Source organism: Acrocarpospora sp. B8E8 (genome assembly GCF_039871605.1).
Lineage (GTDB): Bacteria > Actinomycetota > Actinomycetes > Streptosporangiales > Streptosporangiaceae > Acrocarpospora > Acrocarpospora macrocephala.
Genome location: NZ_JBDPLV010000017.1, coordinates 73,526 through 96,878, shown reverse-complemented (window position 1 = coordinate 96,878; position 23,353 = coordinate 73,526). Strand labels below are relative to the sequence as shown.

Sequence of the window (23,353 nt, the reverse complement as noted above, 5' to 3'; positions counted from 1 at the left end):
CCGACGCTCTCGGCCCGCCAGGGCACACCTTTACTAATTTAGGACACCATGGTCGTACAGAATCGACAGCGGTGGCAATTACACGGACGGGAAGGCGAAAGCCCCAAGCGCGCGCCGCGAATAGGACGGCGGAAATGCGCGGCGGTGAAATCAATCGATACGCGACATCGCCACCAATCGGCTCCCGGGGTGCTCGGTCGCCCCATATCGCAGCCGACCTTTGTCCATCTCGAATCGCCGATACCGGTGGGATACAGCGAATTTCGCACTCACGGTCACGTCACCGAGCTCAACCGGCGGGCTGCCGGGACCAGGTGGGTGGGCAGGCTCGGGGAGCGGGCCGACAGAGCGCGTTCCGCGTGGATTGCGGCGGCCTCCCGGTTGCCCATGGCGGCGCTGATCCAGGCGGCGTAGAGCCGGACCGGGCCGCTGTCAGGCGCGTCGGCCAGCGCCTCCATGATCTCCTTGTCGATCTCCTGGGTGGTCTCGGTCAGGCCGCGGACGACGGCCAGGCGGATCGCCGCCAGCGCGTGCGCGGCGTTGGTGGAGGGCCACTGCAGCGGCTGGGCGCGATCGAGGTCGTGCAGGGCGGCGGCACTCTCCCCCATGCCGGCCAGGATCTCGCCGCGCGCCTGCAGCGCGTCGAGCGCGCCGCCCTCCTGTTCGAGCACATCGGTGAGGGTGTCCCTGGCCGCCTGCGGCGCGCCGTCGTACCAGAGAGCCCAGGCCAGCGCGGTCTGGATGCTGAGGTCGTGGGGGAACCTGCGCATCGCGGCTGTGAGCTCGTCCACGGCAAGGCCGGGCTGGCCCTCGGCCAGCCGGAGCCGCCCGATGCCCACCAGCAGCCGCCCCACCGCATCGATCACACCGAGCGTCTCGAACAGCCGGGCCGCGGTGCGGTATCGCTCGATCGCGGCGTCGTACCGCTCGGCCTGATAGGCCACGTTGCCGAGGAACGAGCTGATCTCGGCCTCCAGTCGCATGTCTCCGGCGACTCGCTGGAGCGCCTCCTCGCCGAGGCTTTCGGCCAGCCCCAGATCTCGGTCGCGCAATGCGAACTCAGCCGCGCTCAGGAGGTCGTCCGGGTCGCCCGCCTCGCGGGACAGGTCGATGGGACCGGCCGCCTTGAGGAGTGGGTGGATCAGCCGGTCGTGGGAGAGCTCGCACCAGCCGCCCCGGTCGGCGTCCAGGATATGCCGGTCCACCAGCGTCTGGATCAGCGTGTTGTCCAAACCAGCCGTCACCGTCTCCCGGATGGTGACCCGCTGGCGGGTCACCAGCTCGGTGACGAAGGTGCGGGCCAGCCAGGCCGTGAGCCGGGGCGTGTCGCCGTTGAGGTGCTCGGCCGCGACCTCGCGGACCATCTCCTCGAAGAACTGGGTGACCTGTTCGCCGGCGGTGGCCACGGCCCCGATGTGGACAGGAGTGATCTTCGTAACGCCCGGAGGGAGAGACCGCCAAAGCATGGAGCAGGCCACCTGGAGCTCCACCGGCTCGGCACGCTCCCGGTCGGCGAGCGGCCCGCCCCGATCCACGCACAGATCGTTGAGCAGCTTGCGCACCGCGTGGTCGGTGAAGCTGCGCCCGGTCCCGGCCAGCGGCCGTTCGATCGCCTGCCTGGCCTCCTCGCGGCTCAGCGGATCGAGCCAGATCCGCCCGTGACTGTTCCCGGCCAGCTTGGACCGGTACGGCATGATCGAGGCGAGGTGATCGTCCCGGACGCACAGCAGCAGCCGGATGTTCTCATCCGCGCGGAGCACCTGCTTCAGCTGGTCCAGGAACCACTCCCGGTACGGCCGCCGGTGCGCGAAGTCGTCGAACAGCTCCTCCGCCTGGTCGATGGCGAGCAGCACCAGGACCGGGTCGCCGAACGGATCCTGCCGGGACGGCCGGCCGCGCAGGAAGCTCTCCAGGGTGAGCCGGGCCAGCCGGGTCGGCGACTCCTGCGGCGCCCACGCGGACAGCAGCGCGAACACGTGCGGGTTGTGCTCCGGCGGCAGCGCGGCGGCCGGATAGCGGGCCGCCCCGGCGACCGGGAAGGCGGAGCCGTGCGAGACCCGGCCCACCGGCAGCGTGTCGGTCGTGTCCGGGTCGAGCAGCGGCAGCACGCCCGCGTTGATCAGGGAGGTCTTGCCGACGCCGGATGGGCCGTGCATGATCGTCAGCCGGTTGGCCTGCCACTGGGTGGCGACCTCGTAGGCCTCCCGCTCGCGGCCGAAGAACTTGTGGCTGTCCGCGCGCTGGAAGGCCCGCAAGCCGACGTAGGGCCGGCCCTGTGCGCTTCCGGTTCCCGTGATCATGTGGCCGTTCCCATCCGCTCGCGAAGCTGCTCGCAGAACTGCGCGGGCGTCCCCCAGAAAATCGAAACCTTCCAGTCCTCGTAATACCTCTGCAGCTCGCGCCGCAGATCGCCCACCGCGGTGCTGTCGACATTGGGCGCGAGCTGCACGCTGATGTGCCGGCGCCGATTGATCCCCGGCACCGCACGGTGCAGGCTGTTGAACAGGAAGCGGAAGGTCCAGTCCTGCAGGCTGTAGCCGACAAAGAGCAGCGACCGCGTGGTCAACGCCCGCATGACCGCGGGTGGAAGCATGATCGGCGTTTCAGCGGCCCGATCATAGGCCAGGTTGAAGACGAACTCCAGATAATCGTCCTCGGTGATGACGAGGGAACTCGGATCTTGAATTCTGCCGTGCAGATGATAGATCAACGGGGCGTCCGGGCCAGGATTCCAACCGGCTTTGTGACGGAACAGATCTTCGTCGAAGGCGAAGCCGCCGTGCCACGGGCAGAGCGCCACATTCGGATCTTTCCCGGCGGCCTTCAGCGACTGATAGATGAAGTCATCGTAATTAGTGGTGAGATAGACCGGGAACGGAAATCCGGCGAGCAGGCCGTGCGGTTCGAGCGGGTCGCTGAAGTCGGGCACCCCGGCCGCGGCCAGCTCCGCGCAGACCTGCTCCTTGACGTGCATAGACTCGCCGAACTTCATCGCGCCGTAGTGTGTGACTCTGGCCAGGTTGGCCCGGTCGCCGAACGGATAGCCCCAGCGCGCCGCCAGGCGTTCGCTGAGTTCGTCACCGTAGGGGAGGCTGCCCGCGCTGGCCCCGGCCCCGAGAAAGGGGGTGCAGGCGCCTTTCCTCAGCTGGGAGATGAGCCGCTCCCAGTCGGCGTCCTTCATTTCGTGCAAGTAGCGGCACCACCTCGTGGTCGAACCTGCCCCGAGCCACTTTCCTCGCACCATATATCGAGTTCGATGACCTGTGGGCAGGTTCACGCCATACCTGTCGCGCGGCAGTGCTATCCGATGCCGCTCTGGAACCGTGCCACTCCGTCGCCCTCGTCGCCGATATACTTGAAGGCCCCCCACTCGATACTCGTTGCCGCAAGTTCGCCTGGCACCCCGAAACCCCGCCGTGCTTCCTTATGATTCTTTAGTCACCACGGGCGCGAATCAAGCTTTAGTATTGCGTCATATCCCAGATTTCAGTGCTGGGCCAGGGGTGGAGGTTTCAGGTGGAACTTTCAGGTGGCGCCGTGCATTCGTCTCCGGACCGGCAACCGGATATCTGGGAACGCGTCCCCCCGCGTAATCCGCACTTCACCGGCCGGGAGGATCTCCTGCTGAAGCTGCGGGATGGGATCAACCAGGTCACCGCGGTGGTGCCGGAGGCGCGGCCGCAGGCCCTGCAGGGGCAGGGCGGCGTGGGCAAGACCCAGCTGGCGATCGAATACGCGTGGCGGTACCGCAGCCACTACGACGTCGTCTACTGGGTCCCGGCCTCGATGGCCGCGCTGGCGCCGCGTCTCGGACTGCCGCCAGGCATCAACATGGGCGTGGAGGAGACCGCGGCGCTGGTCAAACGGGCGCTGGAGCGCGGCGAGCCGTACCGGCGCTGGCTGGTGATCTTCGACAACGCGAACCAGCCGACCGATCTGGAGGACTACATCCCGCGCGGCTCGGGCCACGTGCTGATCACCTCCCGCAACACGCTGTGGACCAGCCACGGCACGACGCTCCACGTGAGCGTCTTCGACCGGGACGAGAGCGTGACGTTCCTGACGAGGCGGGTGCGGCGGGAGATCAATGACGAGCTGGCCGACACCCTGGCCGAGAAGCTCGGGGACTTGCCGTTGGCGCTCGAGCAGGCGGGGGCGCTTATGTTCGAGACGGCCATGTCCATCGACGAGTACATCGAACTGCTGGACGAGCAGACCACCCGGCTGATGGCGCTTAACAAGGCCGAGGCTTACCCGCAGTCCATGGCGGCGGCGTGGGGGCTGTCCGTGCACGAGCTACGGCGGCGGCTGCCGGAGGCGATCGAGGTGCTGCGCTGCTGCGCGTTCTTCGGCCCAGAGCCGATCCCGCGGGACGTGTTCCGGCGCGGCACCAAGGCCGACGCCCCGCGCATCGCCCCCATCCTGGCGGATCCGCTGATGCTCACCAAGGCGCTCAGCGTGCTCGGCCGGTACGCCCTCGCCAAGATCGACTCGACCACCCGGACGATCACGGTGCACCGGCTGATCCAGACCCTGCTCCGGGAGGAGCTCACCGAGGTCGAACAGCACGACATCCGGCATGAGGTGCACCTGCTGCTGGCGCACAGCGCGCCCACAGACGCCGAGGACAACAACAACTGGAAGAGCTTCGAGGAGCTCGTCCCGCACATCGCGCACTCCAGGCTGGCCGAGTGCCAGCTGCCGAACGTCCGCGAGTTCGCGCTCAACACCGTCCGCTACCTCTACCTGGCGGGCGACTACCACCTGGCCCGAACCTTCGCCGAGGAGTTCATCGCCCAGTGGACCGAGCGCAATGGCCCCCAGCACGCCGACGTGCTGGTGGCCCGCAAGCATCTCGGCAACATCCTGCGCGGCCTGGGCATGTACGCGGCCGCGTACGAGAACGACCACGAGACCCTCGACCAGATGCGCGCCGTGCTCGGCCGCGATCACTCCGAGACGCTGTGGGCGACCAACAGCTACGGCAGCACGCTCCGCGCGAGAGGAGAGTTCCACCGGGCCCGCGAGCTGGACGAGGACCTGCTGATCAGCTACCAGGCGACCAGGCCTCCCGAGGAGGCCAACGTGTTCCGGGCCCGCCACAACCTGGCCATCGACTACTTGCTGGCGAGTGACTACTACCGGGCCCGCGACCTACTGCAGTCGCTGCTGCTCGACCTCAGCACAGCTCGGCGGGTAGGCCCTCGCCAGGAGCTCCGCGCCTACAGCGCCCTGTCTCGCGCGGTACGGCTCTGCGGCGACTACGGGATGGCCTGCGAACTCGCCCAGGACGCGTTCGACTACGGCAAGCAGCAGCTGTCGCTGGACCACCACCAGACGCTGCTGGCGGCCACGGACCTGTCGATCGCGAAGCGCCGCAGAGGCGACCTGGACGACGCGCTTGAACTTGCGAAGGACACGCACACCCGGCTCCGGCGGCAGTTCGGCGAGCTCCACCCGGACACCATGGCGACGGCGATCAGCCTGTCCAACGCCTACCGCATGGTGGGCAATCTGGACAAGGCGTTCGCGCTCGCCCTGGAAACGGTGCCCCGCTACCCGATGGTGTACGGCGAAGACCACCCGTTCACACACGCCTGCAACGGCAACCTCGCCATCCTGTACCGGCTGCGCGGCAAGGCGGAAACGGCAAGGAGGCTGAACGAAACGGCGGTCGATGCCCTGGTGAATCGGCTCGGCTGGCCGCACGACTACACCCTCACCTGCGCCGTGAACCTGCAGTCCGACCTGGCCACGCTGGGCGCGGCCGAGCAGGCCCGCCGGTACGGCGACGAGGTCCTGGCCCGGCTCCGTGATTTCTTCGGCGAAGACCACGTTATGACGCTGGCATGCGCGTCCAACCTGGCGCTCGACCTACGCGCCGCCGGCGCGGCGGAGGAAGCCGACCGGCTGATCGAGGACACCCTGGCCCGCTACCCGGCGCAGGACGGCGTGGAGCACCCGGACGCGGTGCTCGCGGCTCGCGGCGTCCGGATGAACTGCGACTTCGACCCGCAGCCGATCTGACCGGCCAGCTGCCCGCGTCTCGACTGCCAAGCTTCGGGGTGGCAGCCGACGACTCCCCCACAGATCGCCACGGCACTAGTTTCGAGCATTCGCACCGCTATCACCCCTTTGGCGCGCATATTGACCAAATTGGGGTGCAATAGCCGGACAAGGTTGACTACGGCAGTAGAACCGATGACCTGTGCCTGCTCGAGATCCCTTGATGGGGTGAAACTGCCCCATCACAATGGATTGGCGCTATGCTTCATTTCCTCAGGTGATCCCAGTCACGCGAGGAACCGTCTAAACGAACCCGGAATGCGGGTATCTCGCCATGCACGGACCTTGCATCGGGCCGCGAGCTCTCGTCACACCCCGATTTCCAACCGTGATTCATTGCCAAGTAGGCCGATGAATATGAACTATGCGCTGAGCCGTCACAAAAGCGCGACGTAACGCCGCTTCCACGACATCCGAGATCATTATTCGGAGAAAAAAGTGAAGAAATCCAGACGCGCTAATCCCGTTCGAAGACGACGAGCGGAGATGCGCCCCCGGCGGGTGCAGTTCAGGCTCGCTGCCTGCAGCATCGCGGCATCCACGCTCGGGTCACGGGTCATCGGGATCACTTACCCGCTGCTGGCCTTGTCGATCACGAAGTCACCGGTGATCCTGGGGTTGGTGACGTTCGCGCTCACCGTGCCCAGCCTGCTGTTCTATCTACCGGCCAGCGTGCTCGCCGACCGGACCGACCCTCGTCTGATCATGCGGTTTACCGAGTTCGGGCGCGCAATGGCCATCGGGAGCCTGGGCGTCGCGATAGCGATCGAGCAGGTCACGATCGCGCACATCATCGTGGTCGCGTTCATCGAAGGGGCACTCTGCGTCACCTACTCGCTTGCCGAAACCACCCTACTGTCCACCCTCATATCGAGGGAGAACGCACCGGCGCGATTCTCCGCCAGCGAGATCTGCGTACATATCGCGGTAATGGCCGGTCGACCGCTCGGCGGAATGCTATTCGAGCTGGGCCGGCTACCGGCATTCATACTGAACACCGGTGTTTTCCTACTGTCCGCGAGGTTCCTTTCCGGAATAGCGAAAGCCCCACGCAGCAAAAGGTCTGCAGAACTGAAGCACACAGAGCGGCGTGCGTCAAAACCGCCCATAGGCTCTTTGCTCGCCGAGATGGCCAACGGATTCCGCGAATTGTTCGGCCACCCGTTCCTGCGCCAAGCCATGCTGATCACCGCCGCGGGAAACCTGGCCATTAATGCGATTATTATGATTTTCATGGTGAATTCGGCCGGACTTTCACCGATCCTGGTGGGATGCGTCCTGGCGGCCGGCGGCATCGGCGGCGTGATCGGATCCTCTCTCGCCCGGCTGCCCTCGCTGCGGACGTTGATCAAACCGGCTGCGAGCACGCTGAACATGCACATGTGGATCTGGGTGCTGGCGCTGCTCATCGCGACCCCAGGAGAGCCGCTCTTCTACGCCCTCGCCACGCTCATCACGGGATGCGCGGGCGGACTGCTGAACGTGTCGATCAGGACGTATGAGATCCGTCACGTGGACCGGCGGAAACTGGCCCGCGTGGGCGGCGTCTTCCGGCTGATGTCTCATAGCGCGGTCTGCCTGGCGGCTCCGCTCGGCGGACTGCTGGCGTCCTGGCTCACCGCACGGGCGGCCATCGAGGTGGTGTTCATGCTCTTCGCGACCTCAGCCATGGCTATGAGCTTGGGGGAGGCGTGGCGGCGGCTGGCTGAACTCGAACGCCAAATGAACGAGACCGGGCGGCCAGGCGAGTGATCAACCGTGGCAGGCGCGAGCCGAGGGAGCGCGCTTGTGCGCGGCGCCGCTCAGGTGGGTGCTCGGCTCGCCGGCGGAGTCGATCTGAGCTGAGCGGCCAGGCTTGCGACGTGCTGTGGTGGTGTGGTGACCTGAGCGAGGCTGCTGGTGGGATTTGGAGGTCGGGTGCGGTTTGGGGTGCCTCCTGGGCGGCAGGTCCGGGTCGCCGCGGGGTTGTCGCTGGCGGCGGCGGGGGTGCTTGTCGCGGGGGCGTTCGTGAATTCGCGTGCGGTCAGGGAGGTGGCGGCGCCGCAGGTGGAGCGGTCGCGGGAGCTGCGGGAGGTGGAGGTCGCGGATCTGTCGCGGGGGGACGCGGCCCGGTGGGTGGGGGCTCAGGTGCGGGGGATCGTGGGGTGTGATCCGCCGATGTGCGCGGAGCTGGCGGGGGCGGGGGTGGATCCGGGGACGCTGCTGCCGTTGCGGAGCGCGGAGGATGAAATCCTCAACGCCGATGTGGTGGTGGTGACCCCGGCGGTGCGGGCGATGTTCGGGGCGGGGCTGGATCCGGTGCTCGCGCCGGGGGCGCTGGCGCGGGTGGCGGAGATCGAGGTCCGGCGGGTGACGCCGGAGGGGGTGCGGCGGTTCGCGCGGGATCTGGCGCGGGACGCGGCGGATCGGCGCAGGGCGGGGCGGGAGCTGCTCGGGCATCCGCGGCTGGCGGCGGCGCCGGACGCGACCCGGCAGCTGGCGGCGGGCGAGGTGGACGCGCGGCTGCTGAGCGCGCTGGCCGCGATCGCGGCCACGCACCGGCTGTACGTGCGGGCGTTCGGGGACGCGGGCGCCGACCCGGGAGTCCCCCTGCGAAGTGTGGAAATCAGCTCAATCGACGGCCACAAGCCCTCCAAAGCCAAGATTTCGGGAATTATCCGGTTTTTGGATGCGCAGCAATCACGATTCCATCCCATCGAGGTCAAACTGGCTCAGCCGAGTGACGCAGCGTCCACAATCCTGCGCATCCGGTATTCCGCACCGAGCCCGACGGGCTCCCTCTCCTCCTGACCTCCCAGGGAGCTGGCCTCCATGATCTTTTCGCGTATCGCCATTCTTGTCGCCTTCGTCCTCGCGATCGCCGCGCCCGCGCAGGCGCGGACCGCCGCCGTCGGGCACGTACGGCTCGCGCACCTGTCCCCCGACACCCCGGCCGTGGACGTCTACCTCTACCCGTTCGGCGGCAGCACGCCGAAGCTGGTGCTCGAGGCGGTGCCGTACGGGGGCGTCTCGCCGTACCAGAACCTGAACGCGGGGCAGTACACGGTGGCGATGCGCCCGGCGGGGGCGGGGGCCACGACGCCGCCGGTGTTGTCGGCGAACGTGCGGGTGGCCGGGGGCAACGCGTACACGGTGGCGGGGATGGGCCCCTACCAGAGCATCCGGCTGCAGGTGCTGCCGGACTCGATGGAACTGCCGTCGGGCAAGGCGGGGCTGCGGGTGATCGCGGCGTCGCTGAAGGAGCGCACGCTGAAGGTGACGGCGGGCGGCGCGGTGTTCGAGGAGAGCCTGAAGTTCGCGGACACGCCGGACTACCGGCCGGTGGACGCCGAGACCCAGAAGATCACGGCGGCCGCGGGCGCGATGTCGGCGAGCGCGGAGGTGGCGCTCGCGCCGGGCAGCACGAACACGGTCGTGATCCTGGACGGCAAGAGCGGCCTGGACCTGCTGAGCCTGCGCGACGCGGCCGCGCCCGGCGTGATCCCCAGAGGCGCGGTGGACACCGGCCTCGGCGGCCTCGCCCAGAGCGGCCGCCCGGACGGTGTGCTGGCCGTGATCGCGCTCGCCGGGATCGCGCTGGCCGCGGCGCTCGTCGTCCTGCGCCGCCGCCGCAGCGGCTGAGATGCGGCGCGCCCTGGCCGTCGCCCTGCTGGTGACGGGGTGTGGCACGGCGGACCCGCCCCCCGCGCCGCCGGCCGCCCCGGTTCCGGTTCCGGGCTGGTCGGCGGTCCAGGGCCAGACCGCGATCGTCTCCCCGCCGGTACGGCACGCAGAACCGGTCACCGTCTCGGTGCCCGCCATCGACGTCCGGAGCAAGCTGGAACGGCTCGCCCTGGACGCCGACGGTGTCATGATCGCGCCGGTCGACCCCGCCGTCGCCGGGTGGTACGCGGCGGGGGTGCGCCCCGGCGACCCGGGCCCCGCCGTGATCGCCGGGCATCTGGACAGCCGGACGGGCCCGGCGGTCTTCGCCCACCTGGGAAAGCTCAGGCGCGGCGACGCCGTCCACGTCGAACTCGCGGACGGAACCAGGGTCCGGTTCCTGATCGACGACGTCCGCGCCTATCCGAAGGACGAGTTCCCCACCGAGGCCGTCTACGGCCCCACCCACGACGCCCAGCTACGCCTGATCACCTGCGGCGGAACCTTCGACCAGGCCCGCCGGCACTACGCCGACAACGTGATCGCCTTCGCCTCGCTCGGCTAGAGCCGCCAGGTCCGCACGGTCCCGTCCCGGCTGCCCGCCAGCAGCAGCGGCAGCCCGTCCACCTCGGTGACCGCCACCGAGGTGACCCAGCCGCCAGGACCGGCCAGCGGCGGGCCGACCGGCTGTCCCGAGATGAGGTCCCAGACCCGGACCTGGCCGTCCCAGCTGCCGGTGACGGCCACCGGCCGCCGGTCCAGCACGGTGGTGGCGACGGCGCTGATCCGGTCGGTGTGCCCCGGGTACGGCTCGCCCACGGGCGCGCCCGTTTCGAGATCGTGCACCCGCAGCGTGTTGTCCGCGGCGCCGGACACCACGACCGGGCGCCCGCCGACCACGGCCAGGGCCAGCCGCGAGCCCGGCGCGGCGAAGGGCGTGCCCACCGGCTCGCCCGTGACCGCGTCCCAGACGCGCACGGTCCCGTCGAGGGCGGCGGTGACGATGACCTGGCGCCCGCCGAGCTCGGCCGTGGCGACGTCGGACGCGCCGCCGCCCAGCGCCAGCAGCGACCGGCCGGTGGCCAGGTCGAGCACGCGCACGGCGCGCTGGCCGGCGGCGACCAGGACGGGCTGGCCCTCCCGGCTGGTCATGGCCAGGGCGAGCACGTCGCCCTTGGCCGCGCCGAAGGGGAGCGCGCGCCCGGTGGACAGGTCGGAGAGCCAGAGCCCGGTGCCGTACCCGCCGCAGATCAGGACCTGGCGGCCGCCCAGGTCGCCGAGGGCGAGGGCGGAGACGGTGAGCGCGTCGACGTGGCGGGCGGGCCCGGCCGGAGCGCCGGTCCGCACGTCGGAGACGCGGATCGTGCCGTCCCGCCCGGCCGAGACCACCACCGGGCGGGTCCCGAGGGTGGCGGTGGCCAGGGAGAGGACCTCGCTGGTGTGACCCTTGAAGGGGGTGCCGAGGGGCTGGCCGAAGAGCGGGCCCACGGGGGGCAGGCTCATCGGCGCGGCCTGGACGGCGGCCGGGACGACCACCGGTGGGCGCGGCCAGAGCGGGACGGCGATGGCCACCCCGGCGGCGGCCACGGCGGCGGTCGCGCCGAGCGCCCAGCGGGGGAAGGAACGGGTCCGCGGCTGGGCGGCCTCGTCTTTGGCGTGGACGAGCGTCATCAGCAGCTGGGCGGCGGTGGGCCGGGCCGCGGGGTCCTTGGCCAGGCAGGCGAGCAGGACGCCGCGCAGCCGGGCGGGCACGCCGGTCAGGTCGGGTTCGCGGTGCATGATGCGGTTCATCACGGCCGGGATGGAGTCGTTGCCGAACGCGGGGCGGCCGGTGGCGGCGAAGCTGAGGGTGACCGCCCAGCTGAACACGTCCGAGGGCGGCCCGGGGCGGCGGCCCGCGAGCTGTTCGGGCGACATGTAGGCGGGGCTGCCCTGCACCCGGCTGGCCTCGGTCCCGGCGGCGTCCACGACCTGCGCGATGCCGAAGTCGATCACCCGGGGGCCGTCCGCGCCGAGCAGCACGTTGGCGGGCTTGAAGTCGCGGTGCACGATCCCGGCCCGGTGCACGGCGGCCAGCGCGGCGGCGGTGCCGACCGCGAGCCGGTCCAGCGCGCCCGGGTCCCGCGGGCCCTCCCGGCGGACGAGCGAGTCCAGCGACTCGCCGTCCACGAATTCGCTCACGATGTACGGCCTGGCGTGGGTGATATCCGCGTCGATCACGCGCGCGGTGCAGAACGCGGCCACCCGGCGGGCCGCGGCCACCTCGTTGAAGAAACGCCGCTCCGCGTCGTCGCGCTCGAAGAACCGGGCGTGCAGCACTTTCACCGCGACCGGTTCCCCGGTGGACGTCTCCCCGTAGTAGACCGTGCCCTGCCCGCCCTCGCCGATGAGCCCGCTGAGCCGGTAGTCCCCCAGGACCTCGGGATCGCCCGGCCGCAACGGACGGGGCAGCGGCATGGCGACCTCCACGTGCGGGCGACGAGCACGACGATAGGCCAAACGGCCAGTTCCGGAAACCGGCGGAAGAACGCGTGAACTATTCTCTTCGCCGTGCCGGTTAGGAAAGGGCAGTTGCCACCCGAGATACGCGAGCTCTTCGCCGACGACGGCGAGGGGCGGTCGCTGGGCGTGGAGCTGCCCGAAGGCGCGGCGGTCTGGCCCGACCCGAACTTCGAGCGGCGGCGCGAGCACCGGCGCCCGGCGTTCTGGCTGAGCGACGACCCGGTGCCGGGCGAGCTGTGGGCCCGGCTGCGCGCCGAGCATCCGGTGTCGGGGCTGTGGCCGCTGCTGCTGGAGGAGTCGGTGCAGCCCTGGTCGATCGGGCAGATCGCGCCGGACACCGCGGCCGAGATCGACAACTTCCGGGCCGGTGACTTCATGGACGAGGTGTGGGCCGACTGGGTGGAGCAGGCCGACAAGGACCAGATCGGCAACCTGGAGCCGTTCGGCCCGGTCTCCCCCGGCCTGGCCGAGCCCGGCACGCTGGTGGCCGAGCCCGGCGTGGTCGCCGACTGGTACGCGCGCGTCCTGTCCCGCAACGGCACGCCGCTCGGCCTGGTGGCGGCGGACCGGGGCGCGGACGCGCTGGCGGTGATGGGCTGGCAGGGCGCGATCAACCACAACGAGTGGACGGTCCCGCTGGCGGCGGTGCTGCGCAGCTGGGAGGAGCGTTTCGGGGTGCGGGTGGTGGGCGCGGGCTTCAACACACTGGAACTCAGCGTGGCCGCCCCGCCGGCCTCCGGGCTGCACGCGCTGCACGTGGCGGCGGAGCACTGGACGTTCTGCCCGGACAGCATCATCCAGGGCCCGGGCACGCTGGAGGACTACGCGGAGCAGATCCGGGGCAAGCACGCCTGGTCGTTCTGGTGGGACTGACGGCGGTGCCGCCGGAGGCCTGGCCTCCGGCGGCACCGTTGCGTGCGGATGTCAGTTGATGTTGAGGGTGAAGGTCGAGGTGGTGTTCTTGATGTTCTGGAAGTTGTTGCTCAGCACCAGGTTGTTGAAGGTGGCGGAGCCGACCGCCGGGCCCTGACCGGGTTCCGGCAGCTCGTTGACCCAGATCCCGAAGCCGGACTTGGCGTCGAAGGCGTCGCCGCTCTTCTGCGCCCCGGTGATCGTGATGTTGGTGAAGATCGTGTCCGTGTGGGTGAACTCCGGCGTGCTGCCGGTGTACTTCGTCTGGAACATGATCCCGCTGTACGTCGGGTCGACGATGTCGACGTCGCTGATCCGGATGCCGCGGAACTCCTTGGAGGCCGAGAACATCCAGATGCCGCCGAAGGTCTGCTGGCCCCAGAAGTGGCCGCCGGACCGGATGATCGAGACGTTCTCGATCCGCGTCGGCGTGGTGCCGAAGCCCCGGAACGGGTAGCCGAAGTCGAGCGAGCTGACCGTGATGCCGGAGTAGGTCAGGGTGTCGGCGATGTAGATGTTGCGGAAGGTGTTGTCGAAGCCGCCGTAGATCGCCAGGCCGGCCGCGCGCCACGGGGTGGTCACCGAGAGGTTCTCGAAGAGGTTGCCCGTGTTGTCGCCCTGCACGATGTCGACCGCGTTGAACAGGGCGAAGGCGTCGTCACCCGTGGAGCGGGCGTCGATGTTCCTGACCGTGTTGTTGCGGCTGTTGTTCGTGAAGTTGAGGCCGTCGGCGTACATGTCGCGAATGCGGCTGTTGGTCAGGCTGATGTTGTTGATGTTGGTGCCCCACACCATGACCATCTGGTGCTCGATCCACATGTTGTCGATCGAGATGTTGCTGACGCCGGTCAGGTTCCAGACCTTGCCGGGACCGTCGTTGCGCTGGGTGTAGTTGCCGAACACCGCGAAGCCGGTGAAGGAGGCGCCGTTCGCCGACGACTGCACGTCGAAGCCGATGTCGGTGTTCTCCTGGCCGGTCGGCGCGTAGAACCGGGTGTACCAGGGGCCGGCGCCGACGACCTTGATGGCCTTGCCGTACACGGTGAACTTCTGGGACGTCTGGTAGTCGCCGGTGGGCAGGTAGACGCCCTCCCAGCCGGTCTCCATGCGCGCCTTGTCGAAGGCGGCCTGGACGGCCTGCTGGGTGAAGCCGGTCGGCACCACGTACGTGGCCGGGTTGGGGTTGGCGATCGGCGCGACCTGCTCGGTGTCGATGAAGTCGATCGCGTACGTGGTGTCGTTGCCGGGGTCCTTCTGGAGGCGGATCTTCGTGCCGATCGGGAACGACTGGTTCAGGAAGATGTTGGCCTCGTCGTAGATGTGGCGCGGGCCGCCGGAGCCGGGCGAGTTGTTCGGGCTCGCCTCGTTGCCGTACTGCCAGACGTACTTGGAGGTCAGGTTGATCGCCTTGTGGAAGGTCCCGTTGACGTAGACGTTCAGCGCGGAGTTGAGGCCGCCGCCGCCCGCCGAGTCGGGGATCGAGAATCGGGTCACCAGGGTGTTGGTGGTCGCCCGGGTGGTGAACTCGACGAACGCGCCGTTGGTGTTCAGGGTGACGGCGCGGCGGCCGCTGGCCTCGCCGCCGAGGTCGCCGATGGTGCGGTTCGGGCCGACGAGACCGGCGCCGCCGCCGCGGACGGCGTCCTCCGCCTCCAGGTGGTCGTACGGCATGTTCGCGCCGCGGCCCACGAAGAGACTGGTGTTGGTGGTGTTGTTGGCCTGCTTGACGGGCAGCTCGTTGGCGTCGTTGGCCAGCACGACGCGGACCGTGTAGCGGCCGTTGGCGGCCGTCCAGGTGCCGAGGCTGACCGGGGCGGCCGTGGCGCCGGCGTTGATGACGCCGGTGTGCGAGCCGGTCAGCGTGCGGACCACGGTGCCCTGGTCGTTGAGTACGGTCAGGGTGATGCCGTGGGCGCCGCCGGCCGAGGCCACCGTGCCCTGGTTCTTGATGCCGACGCTGAAGGTGACGGTCTGGCCGCCCGACGGGTTGCTCGGGGTCCAGGCCACCGGGGAGGCGACCAGGTCGGAGCTGTCGACCGGGCGCACGACCAGCGCGGTGGTGTTGACGTAGCTGTTGTTGCCGTCGTTCTGCTCGATGATCGTGTTGGCCTCGTCGACCTTGGCGTTCACCGAGTAGCTTGCGGCGTCGCGCGGGCCGATGTTGGCGGTCACGGTCGTCTGGGTGCCCGCGGCCAGCGCCGGCACGTTCACCGTGGCGACCCGGGTGGTGTCCAGGTAGAGGTTGACGTTGGTCGCCGGGGCGTTCGCGGTGCCGTTGTTGCGGACCACGGCCGACAGCGTGATGGCGTCGGTCTCGACCGGGGAGGCGGGTGACCAGGTGGCCGAGGTGACGACCAGGTCGGGGTTGGGGGCGGGGGTGCCGAACACCTGGAACTCGGCGATCTGGCCGCCGGGCGCGCCGGTGTTGCTGTTGATGCGGAGCTGCACGTCCGCGGTCGTCGCGGTCACCGGGATGGTGACGCTGTTCTGCGAGGCCGGGTTGAACGTGTAGTTGGCCGCCGTCACCAGGTTGGTGTAGCCGGTGGCGCTCTGCTCGCGGCCCAGGACCTGGATGTTCTGGGTACGGGTGCCCCACGCGCTGGACGGGTTGAGCTTCAGCACCACCGAGGTGATGTTGGCGTTGGCGCCCAGCTTGACGGTGAGCGTGCTCGGCCAGGTGCCGGACGCGCCCTCCCAGTAGGTGTCCAGGCTGCCGTCGTTGGCGTTGGCCGCGACGAACGTGTGGACGTGGCCGGACTCGACCATCTCCTTGCCGGTGGCCAGGTTGCTGCCCGGCGGGTTGGAGCCGGGCCTGGTCACCGAGTTGGACTCACCGGAGAGGTTGCCGGCCGCGTCCTTGGCCCGGACGTGGTACGTCACGGTCGCGGTGGCGGGCTGGTTGTCGGTGTAGGTGAGCACGTTGCCGGCGACCGAGGCGGCGACGGCGCCGTTGCGGTAGACGTCGTAGCCGGTGACGCCGACATTGTCGGTGGAGGCGGTCCAGGTCAGCCGGATCTGGCCGGAGGCGGGCTCGGTGTAGGCCAGGTTGCCGGGCACGGTCGGGTTCTGGGTGTCGCCGGTCTGGCCCTGCCGGGTCACGCTGTTGCTGTTGGCCGACTGGTTGCCCGCGGCGTCCTTGGCCCGGACGAAGTACGTCACCGTAGCACTGAGCGGCTGCGTGTCGGTGTATGTCGTGACATTTCCGACGCTGGCCCGCAGCTGGTTGTTGGCGTAGATGTCGTAGCCGGTGACGCCCACGTTGTCGGTGGAGGCGGTCCAGGTCAGCTGGACCTGGCCCGGCGTCTGCTCGGTGAACGCCAGGTTGGCCGGCGCGGTCGGCGGGGTGGGGTCGCCGGTGCTCGGGCCGTACACCTCGAACTCGGAGATCTGCCCGGCCGGCCAGCCGGTGTTGGCGGTGATGTTCAGCCGCACGTACCGGGTGGTGGTGGCGCCGAAGTTGATCGTGACCGTGTTGCCGGAGGCCGGGTTGAACACGTATCCGGCCGAGGCGACGATGTCGCTGAACGTGGAGCCGTTCGTGCTGCCCTGGACGGCGAGCGTCTGGGTGCGGGTGGCCCAGCCGGAGGCGGGCAGCTTCAGCACGACGCGGTTGACCGAGACGGACGCGCCGAGGTCGACCTGCAGCCACTCGGGGAAGACGTTGTTGTTGCTCTCCCAGTAGGTGGCCTGGTTGAGGTCGTTGGCGTTGCTCGCGACGTAGTTCTGCGAGACGCTGCTGCCCGTCATGGTCTTGCCCTGAGCGAGGTTGGCGGAGCCGCCGGTGCTGGTGCCGTACACCTCGAGCTCGGAGAGCTGGCCGGCGGGCCAGCCGGTGTTGGCCGTGATGTTGACCCGGACGTAGCGGGTGGTGACGGCCGGGAAGTCGATGGTCACCGTGTTGTTCGTGGCCGGGTTGAACGTGCGGCCGGACGAGCCGACGATCGTCGCGTAGCTGGTGCCGTCGTTGCTGCTCTGCAGGGACAGGGTGATGGTCCTGGTCTGCCAGGCGGGGTCGGCGGGGAGCTTCAGGACCACCTGGTCGATGCTGGTGGCGCTGCCCAGGTCGACCTGGGCCCACTGCGGGAAGCTGTTGTTCGCGCTCTCCCAGTAGGTGGCCTGGTTACCGTCGTTGAGGTTGCTCGCCGCGTGTCCCGCGGTCGTGGAGCTGGCCGAGGCGGTCTTGCCGAGGCTGAGGTTGGGCCCGCCCGCGGCGGCGGCCGGCACGACCGACCCCACCAGGACGAGCAGGCCGGCCGCGACCGCGGCGGCGACCATGCGTAACGGTCCGTGCGTCTTTCTCATCGCGCTCTTCTATCTCTCGTCAGGAACGACAGGGCTGGGCCGGCGCGACGCGTTGCCGTCACCGGACGCGGATGGGGGGCAGGTGCACGGACGCAGTGCATCCCTGAAGTTGCGAGGAACAGCGAGAAATTGAACAGCACTTTGCAAGATTCTTGCGCAGCGCTGGCCAAAGGTTACATAGGGGATACGTGCCCGTCAACGGGTTGAAACGTGAGTGTTCCGACCGCATGACAGCCGTTGTCGCCGTTTCGTCACCTGATGAGCTAGATAGGAGGGTATGAAGGTCCCCCCGGCGGATAGGGCCGTCGCTCCCGGCCCGCTCGGCCTCGTTCAGGTCTTCGTCAACAGCGTCAACATCGAGTTCGGCCCCGACGAGTTCGCGACTACTGAGGGGCTGGCGGGCTGGTTGGCGCGCAACGGCCTCGGCTCGCTCCCGGTCGGGGAGCTCGACCGGCATGACGCCGTGGTGCTGCGGGAGGCGGTCCGCGCGCTCCTGCGCGAGAACAACGGCAACGATCCCGACCTGGAAGCACGCCGTGCCATCGCTCACATCGCCAGGAACTGTCCCCTCGTGGTCGGCTTCGGCGCCGGCCGTCTGGGCCTTCAGCCCGCGCTCACGGATATTCGCGGGGCGCTCGCGATCATTCTCAACTCGGTCGCGGGCGCGGTGGCCGACGGCTCCTGGCAACGCCTCAAAGCCTGCCACGAGCCCCGCTGCGAATGGGTCTTCTACGACCGCTCCCGCAACCGCGGCAGCCGCTGGTGCTCCATGGCCGTCTGCGGCACCCGCGCCAAGATGCGCGTCTACCGTCAGGCGAAACGCGCCCAGTAGCCGCTAGTTCGTGAGCGTGGCCTCGGCCGTCAACGCGCCAGGGGTGTCGATGGTGAAGGTGGCGCTGTTTCCGGCCGCCGAGACTTCGTACGTGCCCAGGAAGCCGTTGAATCGGACCCGGCCCTCCGCGTCGGTGCGCAAGGTCGTCGGGGGGAGCCACCAGTCGCCCTTGATGAGGGCGCACAGGGCCTCGTACGACGGTTTGGGGGTTGCGTCGGAGCGGACGAAGCCGCCCGGGGCGCCGAGCCAGCCACCGTCCGTCATGCCCCAGTACGTCATGGCGGTGACCGAGGGGTGCGAGAGCAGGGTCCGGTAGTGGCGGACGACCTCGTCGGCCTGGCGGGCCTCGCCGTCGGGGGTCGTCGGCCAGTCGGGGATCTGGTAGTCGTTCAGGTCGACGATCTCCGGGGGCATCAGGTGGCCGGACAGGAGGGTCGTCTCGGTGAAGTGGATCGGCAGGCCGTACCGGGCGAAACGGTCGATGGTGGCGAGGGTTTTCTCCTCGCCCCAGTAGCCCTGGTGCATGTGGCTCTGCAGGCCGAGCACGTCGATCTTGATCCCGGCTTCCAGGACGCCCTCGATCAGGCATTCGTACGCGGCGGACATGTCGAAGTCGTTGAGCAGCAGGGTCGCGCGCGGGTTGGCCTCGCGGGCGGCGTCGAACACCATGCGCACCATCGGGATCCGGCCCATCTCCCGGCAGATGCGGGTGATGCCGTTGTCGTACTGCTCGAAGATCGGCATGATCACGACTTCGTTGATGACATCCCACATGTCGATGACCCCGGCGAAATCGGTCATCTCCCGTGTGATCCGCTCGACCTGCGCGCGCGCGATCTCGTCGTTGGGCAGATCCATCAGCCAGTCCGCCGTCACCGTGTGCCAGGCGAGCGGATGCCCTTTGACCACGCACCCGCGCTCCGCGAACCACCGGGCCGTCGTCAGCAGCCGCGCGGTGTCCGGCCGCCCCCGCTCGGGCTCGAACCGCCCCCAGTAGAACGGCAACGTCACCGCGTTGAACAGCCCGAACCACAACTCGGCCAGCCGTTCGTCCTGCTCGCTCCCGGCTCCGTTGGCCAGATCCACGAAATCAAACCCGGTACACCCGAACAGGAACGCGTGCTCCCGCTGCGCGACCACCACCTCCCGCTCGCCCAGCGGCGCCCCTCCCGCGGTCACCCGCAACGTCACATCCGCCGCCCGGACAGCCCTGATCGCCGACATATCCCCATTCTCCAACCACACCCGCCCATCTAGGGTGAGATCCCCGGCCCGCCGGTATGGTCATCTGTCCAGCCGCGGTCGAGGTGCTTGGTCAGGATCGCGCACAACTCCGGCCGGAGTTCACGCGTCCCGTCGGGAAGGAAAACGACTTCCGTGGTGGCCACCGGGCCGTGTGGCCATTCCGTATAACCCAGCCGAAGGTACAACCGCCGGGCGGCGTCATTGTCCATGGCCACACCGAGGGCGACCTGCTTGCGTCCGGCTTCCCACAGAAAACGTTCGGCGTGGCGAATGAGCCGGGTGCCCACCCGCCTATTGCGCCGGCCCTCGACGACCTCCACATGGGTGATCAATGGCACGTCCGGTAAATGCACCCGGAGTTCTCGTTCTTCGGCCGCCGCCAGCCACAGGTAGACGTCGCCGACGGGGGCGCCGTGCTGCCAGGCGATCAGCAGGACACCATGGCCGATGGCCTGGGAGTTCAGCCGATCACGGAAATAGTGTTCCTGCCCCAGCGTGCGCACCAGGTCAGGAAGATCTCCGTAATCGGCCCGTCGGATATCAATATGTCCCACAAACCACACATTCCCGGCTAAACGCCGGAGAAATCATAGGTTATCGGGAACCCGATGTTTCCAGCGCAGTCCCGGTTTTCCCTCTCCGACCAGGTATTCGGCCGCGTCGGCGAAGCTCGGCAGGTGTTTGGGCAAGCCACTCAGGTGTTTCTCCCACCGAATACGATCTTCCAGCCACGCCTCCAGATAGGCGACGCAGAACTCCGGTTCGATCCGACTGAGCCGGCCGAGAGCGGCCTGCAGAGAGGCCTCCGCGTCCTTCCGGTCGAACCGCGCGGTCTCCGGTGACTCCCGCACCCGGCGGAGCACGCGCTCGATGAAATTCCGGCGCCGCGCGAGAAAGCGCTCCCAGTGCCAGCGATCCGCCGCCACGCTCCACCCATGCTCCGGCCGCTCGTCGAGAAGCCAGTAGACGCCCTCGGCCAGCACATCGCCGAACTCCTGATCACGCGCCCGGATCGGCCGGTCGAAAGGGTCGTACGGCCGCTGCCGCACCAGCCCCGTCACGGCGAGCGGCCGCACCGTCTTCTCCCCCAGCAGGTAGAACCAATCCTCGTTGTACACGTTCGGAAAGAAGGAGAAGTTCCGGGTCGTCTCCACGGCGAGAGCGCCACCCCCCACGAACGAGTCCTGACGCCCCCCGTCTCTCTGTACGCGTGGCACACCACGGAGTTGTCGGGGTATCCGCCGATCCGCATCCCGACCACGTCGTATATGTCCAGAAGCGAGGCGGCCCGTGACACTTCGTGCGGCGCGCCGACCTCGATGTCGTCATCGAGGAAGACGATGCGCTGCCAGTCCATCATCCGGGCCAGCACCAGCCCCAGGTTGCGCTTGGCGCTCAGGTCGGTGAATCGCACGAAAGGGGTGCCCCGCAGCAGGGCGTCGGTCGCGAAGTCCGGCAGGTTCAGCGCGCCGACGTCGTCGATGTCGATCGCGATGAGGTGCACCGCGGACGGCACGATCGCGTCCGCGAGTTCGGCGTTGCTCCCGTTCCGGCTGTGCAGCGACACGAGCGGGCAGCTCAGGTGCTGCGCCAGCCGGACCGCGTGCCGCAGCCAGCGGAGATGCCGGATCGTGGGGACGACGATGGCGTGCACGGGCCCCGGAGCATTGTCGGGCAGGTCGTCGTATTCGCTTATCAGATGCCGATGCGAATCGTGGTGGTCCGGCGCGGCCTCAGCTCTCATCCAGCGGCTCCGGCCACTCGTGCAGCCGAGCCGCGTCGATCGTCCAGTCCGGCGTGAGCACGAGCCTGCCTTCGACCCGGACCCGCATGAGCATGCAGTAGGCGTCCGCACCCGCGAAACGCCTACGCAGATACCCGGAGTTCCTTTCCCGGAACCGCGCGTCGGTCAGCGCCCGGACCGCGCCGTAGACGCCCCGCGCGTACATTCCATTGCACATGCTGACCGTGCACTGGACGTTGTTGATGTTCGGGCCCCGATAGAAGAAGGCCACGTCCTCCAGCAGAGTCTGGTCCTGGCCCAGCGTGGCGTGATACCGCTGCGTGCCGTCGACTTCGTCAACCTCGAAATAGGGCCCCTTCTCGCCGGCCCAGTCGGACACCTGCCGCACGGGGAGTTCGAGCCGGTCGAGAAACGACGCGGTGATGCGGTTCCAGTCCACGCCGCCCAGCAACACGATGTGGGTGCTGAGATCGTCGGCGCTGAGATCCTCGACCGAACGCAGGGTGACGAGGCTGAGCGGATTCGCGGCACGCAGGTGGCCGTGGAGCTCGAGCAGTGAATCGAGGTCGGAGTAGCGGTAGAGGTCGATGTAATCGGGCGTGTTCGGATCCGCGTACGGGATCTTGGCTCGCTGGGAGTCCGGGAGTTGGGAGCAGATGATGGTGATCGGCACACCGTCGTCGAAATGCCACGGGCCCTCGCTGAAGGCGGCGCGCTTGTCTTCCGCGCTCACATGGACTGCGTCCTGGCCGACGAGCGCGGCGACGCGCAGTCGTTTCAGCTCGGTGTAAAGCTGGTCGAACTCGGACCGTTCCGCATCGGTCAGCTCCCGCAACGTGAGCATCCGGGGTGTGGCGCCCTCCATCGACCGTTCGGTGGCGAAGAAGGCCGCGTAGCTCTTGATCCGCTCCAGCGGCGGGATCTTCGGGGTGCGCGCCGACTCCCATGATGAGATCAACGGAACGCTGACCCCGAAGGCGGCGCAGAGCTGAGCCTGGGTGATCCGCAGGCCCGGCCAGCACTCTTCGCGAAGCGCTCGTAACCGGCGCGCCAGCGCGATCCCCGCATGGGGGCCCTCGTCCGTCACTCGAACTCCGATTCACCTGAACTTCAGGACCTTAAGCAAACCTTTTCTAAGGTTCCACGTCGAGAGGCGTTGATCAAGATTCATTTGTGACTGAATCGGTGTCCTCCCCGCCGACCTGGGGAAACTCGCGGGAAGTCCGACGTCCCACGACAGAACCCAAGGTGATCATATCCGCTGATCAGTCACGGAACGATGGCCCGCATGTTTGATGGCCATCAGACGCGTCCGGCGACAGTATCCGTTCAGCTGAATGCCCTGAAGTGAGTGTTAACATCAGCGGGCAAATTTCGAAACTTCACACTTCAAACACTCCCAGCCACAATTAAGTGAGTTCACCAAACCCACAAACCCATCCATCAATTGATTTAGCAATACACCGATTTCACATGAATTCTTAGAGACGGCCGATCACCCTTGCTCTCGCCGTGGACAGTGCTCCACAATTGGCGCAACAACGTCTCTACCAGGCAATAGGCGTGGCATGGGCTACTTCATCGATCTCGCGAACAATCTTCTCGCCTCGCTAATCGGGGCTTCGATTGCATGGGCCTTAGCACGGCGACGCAAGCGAAGATTGCGTCGCGATCGACAGGTCAGTGTCCTCCCGGGTTGTCGATGCGACCAGGCGCGAGCAGATCAGATGGAAATTGGTAAAGGCCAAGAGAGCCATCCGCCTGAGAATTGCCGGTAGGAGATGAAGATCGGAAGGATAGTCATCGGGCCCACGGCTTCGAGCAGGGTGCCGTGGATGGGGATACGGCCGCTGCCTACCACACTGATTCCACTTCGTAGGGACACATACTTGACTCCCTGCTCTCCAGCGATGGGAGTTGCGCGAGCGCATCAAGGCGGAACCCGCCAGCGCGACGGTGCCCGCCATTCACCTCACCGCGACGGCGGTCGAGGTGCGGGACCGTACCCAGGGCTTGGCGCGGGAGACGGAAGGCTATCTCACCGAACCGGTCGAACCGGAGGTGCTGCTGGCGACAATCAAGTTAACTTCAGTGAGGTGAGTCCATGG

17 protein-coding genes are annotated in these 23,353 nt (G+C 68.3%); 8 read left to right on the top strand and 9 right to left on the bottom strand.

Annotation, left to right across the window (positions count from 1 at the left end; all coding sequences use genetic code 11):
- Nucleotides 1–275: 275 nt before the first annotated feature.
- Together ABGB08_RS18865 and ABGB08_RS18860 are read right to left on the bottom strand one after the other, a co-directional pair.
- Nucleotides 276–2,300 (bottom strand): hypothetical protein, encoded by a 2,025-nt coding sequence (locus tag ABGB08_RS18865; protein WP_347591967.1) that lies wholly within the window; start codon nucleotides 2,298–2,300, stop codon nucleotides 276–278.
- Nucleotides 2,297–3,181: an SIR2 family protein gene (locus ABGB08_RS18860; RefSeq protein WP_347591965.1), complete on the bottom strand. Its 885-nt coding sequence runs from the start codon at nucleotides 3,179–3,181 to the stop codon at nucleotides 2,297–2,299. The genes ABGB08_RS18865 and ABGB08_RS18860 overlap by 4 nt, the downstream gene beginning before the upstream one ends.
- A 356-nt stretch (nucleotides 3,182–3,537) precedes the next feature.
- Between ABGB08_RS18860 and fxsT the strand changes: the two genes are divergently transcribed.
- The 5 genes from fxsT (at nucleotide 3,538) to ABGB08_RS18835 (ending at nucleotide 10,273) form a co-directional block, all read left to right on the top strand.
- Nucleotides 3,538–6,027 carry an FxSxx-COOH system tetratricopeptide repeat protein gene (gene fxsT, locus ABGB08_RS18855; RefSeq protein ID WP_347591963.1) on the top strand — a complete coding sequence of 830 codons (2,490 nt, stop codon included), beginning with the start codon at nucleotides 3,538–3,540 and terminating at the stop codon, nucleotides 6,025–6,027.
- Nucleotides 6,028–6,552: 525 nt separating this feature from the next.
- Complete coding sequence (locus ABGB08_RS18850; RefSeq protein WP_347591961.1) at nucleotides 6,553–7,818, top strand: MFS transporter; 1,266 nt, start codon at nucleotides 6,553–6,555, stop codon at nucleotides 7,816–7,818.
- 165 nt (nucleotides 7,819–7,983) lie between these two features.
- Nucleotides 7,984–8,856, top strand: a complete 873-nt coding sequence (locus tag ABGB08_RS18845) for a hypothetical protein (protein ID WP_347591959.1) — start codon at nucleotides 7,984–7,986, stop codon at nucleotides 8,854–8,856.
- A gap of 21 nt (nucleotides 8,857–8,877) precedes the next feature.
- Nucleotides 8,878–9,687, top strand: a complete 810-nt coding sequence (locus tag ABGB08_RS18840; protein ID WP_347591957.1) for a DUF4397 domain-containing protein — start codon at nucleotides 8,878–8,880, stop codon at nucleotides 9,685–9,687.
- Between the two features lies 1 nt (nucleotide 9,688).
- Nucleotides 9,689–10,273, top strand: coding sequence for a class F sortase (locus tag ABGB08_RS18835; RefSeq protein ID WP_347591955.1), 585 nt, complete (start codon nucleotides 9,689–9,691; stop codon nucleotides 10,271–10,273).
- Here ABGB08_RS18835 and ABGB08_RS18830 read toward each other — a convergent pair.
- Nucleotides 10,270–12,165 (bottom strand): serine/threonine-protein kinase, encoded by a 1,896-nt coding sequence (locus tag ABGB08_RS18830; RefSeq protein ID WP_347591953.1) that lies wholly within the window; start codon nucleotides 12,163–12,165, stop codon nucleotides 10,270–10,272. The genes ABGB08_RS18835 and ABGB08_RS18830 overlap by 4 nt on opposite strands.
- A gap of 93 nt (nucleotides 12,166–12,258) precedes the next feature.
- Between ABGB08_RS18830 and ABGB08_RS18825 the strand changes: the two genes are divergently transcribed.
- Nucleotides 12,259–13,083 (top strand): DUF4253 domain-containing protein, encoded by an 825-nt coding sequence (locus ABGB08_RS18825; RefSeq protein WP_347591951.1) that lies wholly within the window; start codon nucleotides 12,259–12,261, stop codon nucleotides 13,081–13,083.
- Nucleotides 13,084–13,134: 51 nt separating this feature from the next.
- Here ABGB08_RS18825 and ABGB08_RS18820 read toward each other — a convergent pair whose 3' ends face one another.
- Nucleotides 13,135–17,424, bottom strand: a complete 4,290-nt coding sequence (locus ABGB08_RS18820) for a discoidin domain-containing protein (protein WP_347591949.1) — start codon at nucleotides 17,422–17,424, stop codon at nucleotides 13,135–13,137.
- A 277-nt stretch (nucleotides 17,425–17,701) separates the two neighbouring features.
- Here ABGB08_RS18820 and ABGB08_RS18815 point away from each other — a divergent pair, with 277 nt between their 5' ends.
- Nucleotides 17,702–18,256, top strand: coding sequence for a CGNR zinc finger domain-containing protein (locus ABGB08_RS18815; RefSeq protein WP_347591947.1), 555 nt, complete (start codon nucleotides 17,702–17,704; stop codon nucleotides 18,254–18,256).
- Between the two features lie 3 nt (nucleotides 18,257–18,259).
- Here the strand turns inward: ABGB08_RS18815 and ABGB08_RS18810 are convergent, their stop codons facing one another.
- The 5 genes from ABGB08_RS18810 to ABGB08_RS18790 form a co-directional block, all read right to left on the bottom strand.
- Nucleotides 18,260–19,480: an endo-1,4-beta-xylanase gene (locus tag ABGB08_RS18810; RefSeq protein ID WP_347591945.1), complete on the bottom strand. Its 1,221-nt coding sequence runs from the start codon at nucleotides 19,478–19,480 to the stop codon at nucleotides 18,260–18,262.
- A 29-nt stretch (nucleotides 19,481–19,509) separates the two neighbouring features.
- Complete coding sequence (locus ABGB08_RS18805; protein WP_347591943.1) at nucleotides 19,510–20,004, bottom strand: GNAT family N-acetyltransferase; 495 nt, start codon at nucleotides 20,002–20,004, stop codon at nucleotides 19,510–19,512.
- An 84-nt stretch (nucleotides 20,005–20,088) separates the two neighbouring features.
- The gene (locus ABGB08_RS18800) at nucleotides 20,089–20,619 is read right to left on the bottom strand and encodes a hypothetical protein (RefSeq protein WP_347591941.1); all 531 of its coding nucleotides are present in this window, start codon (nucleotides 20,617–20,619) and stop codon (nucleotides 20,089–20,091) included.
- Nucleotides 20,559–21,245, bottom strand: coding sequence for a hypothetical protein (locus ABGB08_RS18795; protein ID WP_347591939.1), 687 nt, complete (start codon nucleotides 21,243–21,245; stop codon nucleotides 20,559–20,561). Before ABGB08_RS18795 ends, ABGB08_RS18800 begins: the two co-directional genes overlap by 61 nt.
- Nucleotides 21,235–22,332: a helix-turn-helix transcriptional regulator gene (locus ABGB08_RS18790; RefSeq protein WP_347591937.1), complete on the bottom strand. Its 1,098-nt coding sequence runs from the start codon at nucleotides 22,330–22,332 to the stop codon at nucleotides 21,235–21,237. The genes ABGB08_RS18795 and ABGB08_RS18790 overlap by 11 nt, the downstream gene beginning before the upstream one ends.
- Before the next feature lie 830 nt (nucleotides 22,333–23,162).
- On the opposite strand from ABGB08_RS18790, the gene ABGB08_RS18785 reads away from it, so the two are divergent.
- The gene (locus ABGB08_RS18785; protein WP_347591935.1) at nucleotides 23,163–23,345 is read left to right on the top strand and encodes a hypothetical protein; all 183 of its coding nucleotides are present in this window, start codon (nucleotides 23,163–23,165) and stop codon (nucleotides 23,343–23,345) included.
- Nucleotides 23,346–23,353 lie beyond the last annotated feature (8 nt).

Excerpts from the sequence above, each read along its gene's own strand:
- ABGB08_RS18865 (WP_347591967.1), bottom strand. The coding sequence starts at position 2,300 with ATGATCACGGGAACCGGAAGCGCACAGGGCCGGCCCTACGTCGGCTTG.
- ABGB08_RS18860 (WP_347591965.1), bottom strand. The coding sequence starts at position 3,181 with ATGAAGGACGCCGACTGGGAGCGGCTCATCTCCCAGCTGAGGAAAGGC.
- ABGB08_RS18850 (WP_347591961.1), top strand. The coding sequence starts at position 6,553 with ATGCGCCCCCGGCGGGTGCAGTTCAGGCTCGCTGCCTGCAGCATCGCG.
- ABGB08_RS18840 (WP_347591957.1), top strand. The coding sequence starts at position 8,878 with ATGATCTTTTCGCGTATCGCCATTCTTGTCGCCTTCGTCCTCGCGATC.
- ABGB08_RS18835 (WP_347591955.1), top strand. The coding sequence starts at position 9,689 with ATGCGGCGCGCCCTGGCCGTCGCCCTGCTGGTGACGGGGTGTGGCACG.
- ABGB08_RS18830 (WP_347591953.1), bottom strand. The coding sequence starts at position 12,165 with ATGCCGCTGCCCCGTCCGTTGCGGCCGGGCGATCCCGAGGTCCTGGGG.
- ABGB08_RS18820 (WP_347591949.1), bottom strand. The coding sequence starts at position 17,424 with ATGAGAAAGACGCACGGACCGTTACGCATGGTCGCCGCCGCGGTCGCG.
- ABGB08_RS18815 (WP_347591947.1), top strand. The coding sequence starts at position 17,702 with ATGAAGGTCCCCCCGGCGGATAGGGCCGTCGCTCCCGGCCCGCTCGGC.
- ABGB08_RS18810 (WP_347591945.1), bottom strand. The coding sequence starts at position 19,480 with ATGTCGGCGATCAGGGCTGTCCGGGCGGCGGATGTGACGTTGCGGGTG.
- ABGB08_RS18795 (WP_347591939.1), bottom strand. The coding sequence starts at position 21,245 with ATGAGAGCTGAGGCCGCGCCGGACCACCACGATTCGCATCGGCATCTG.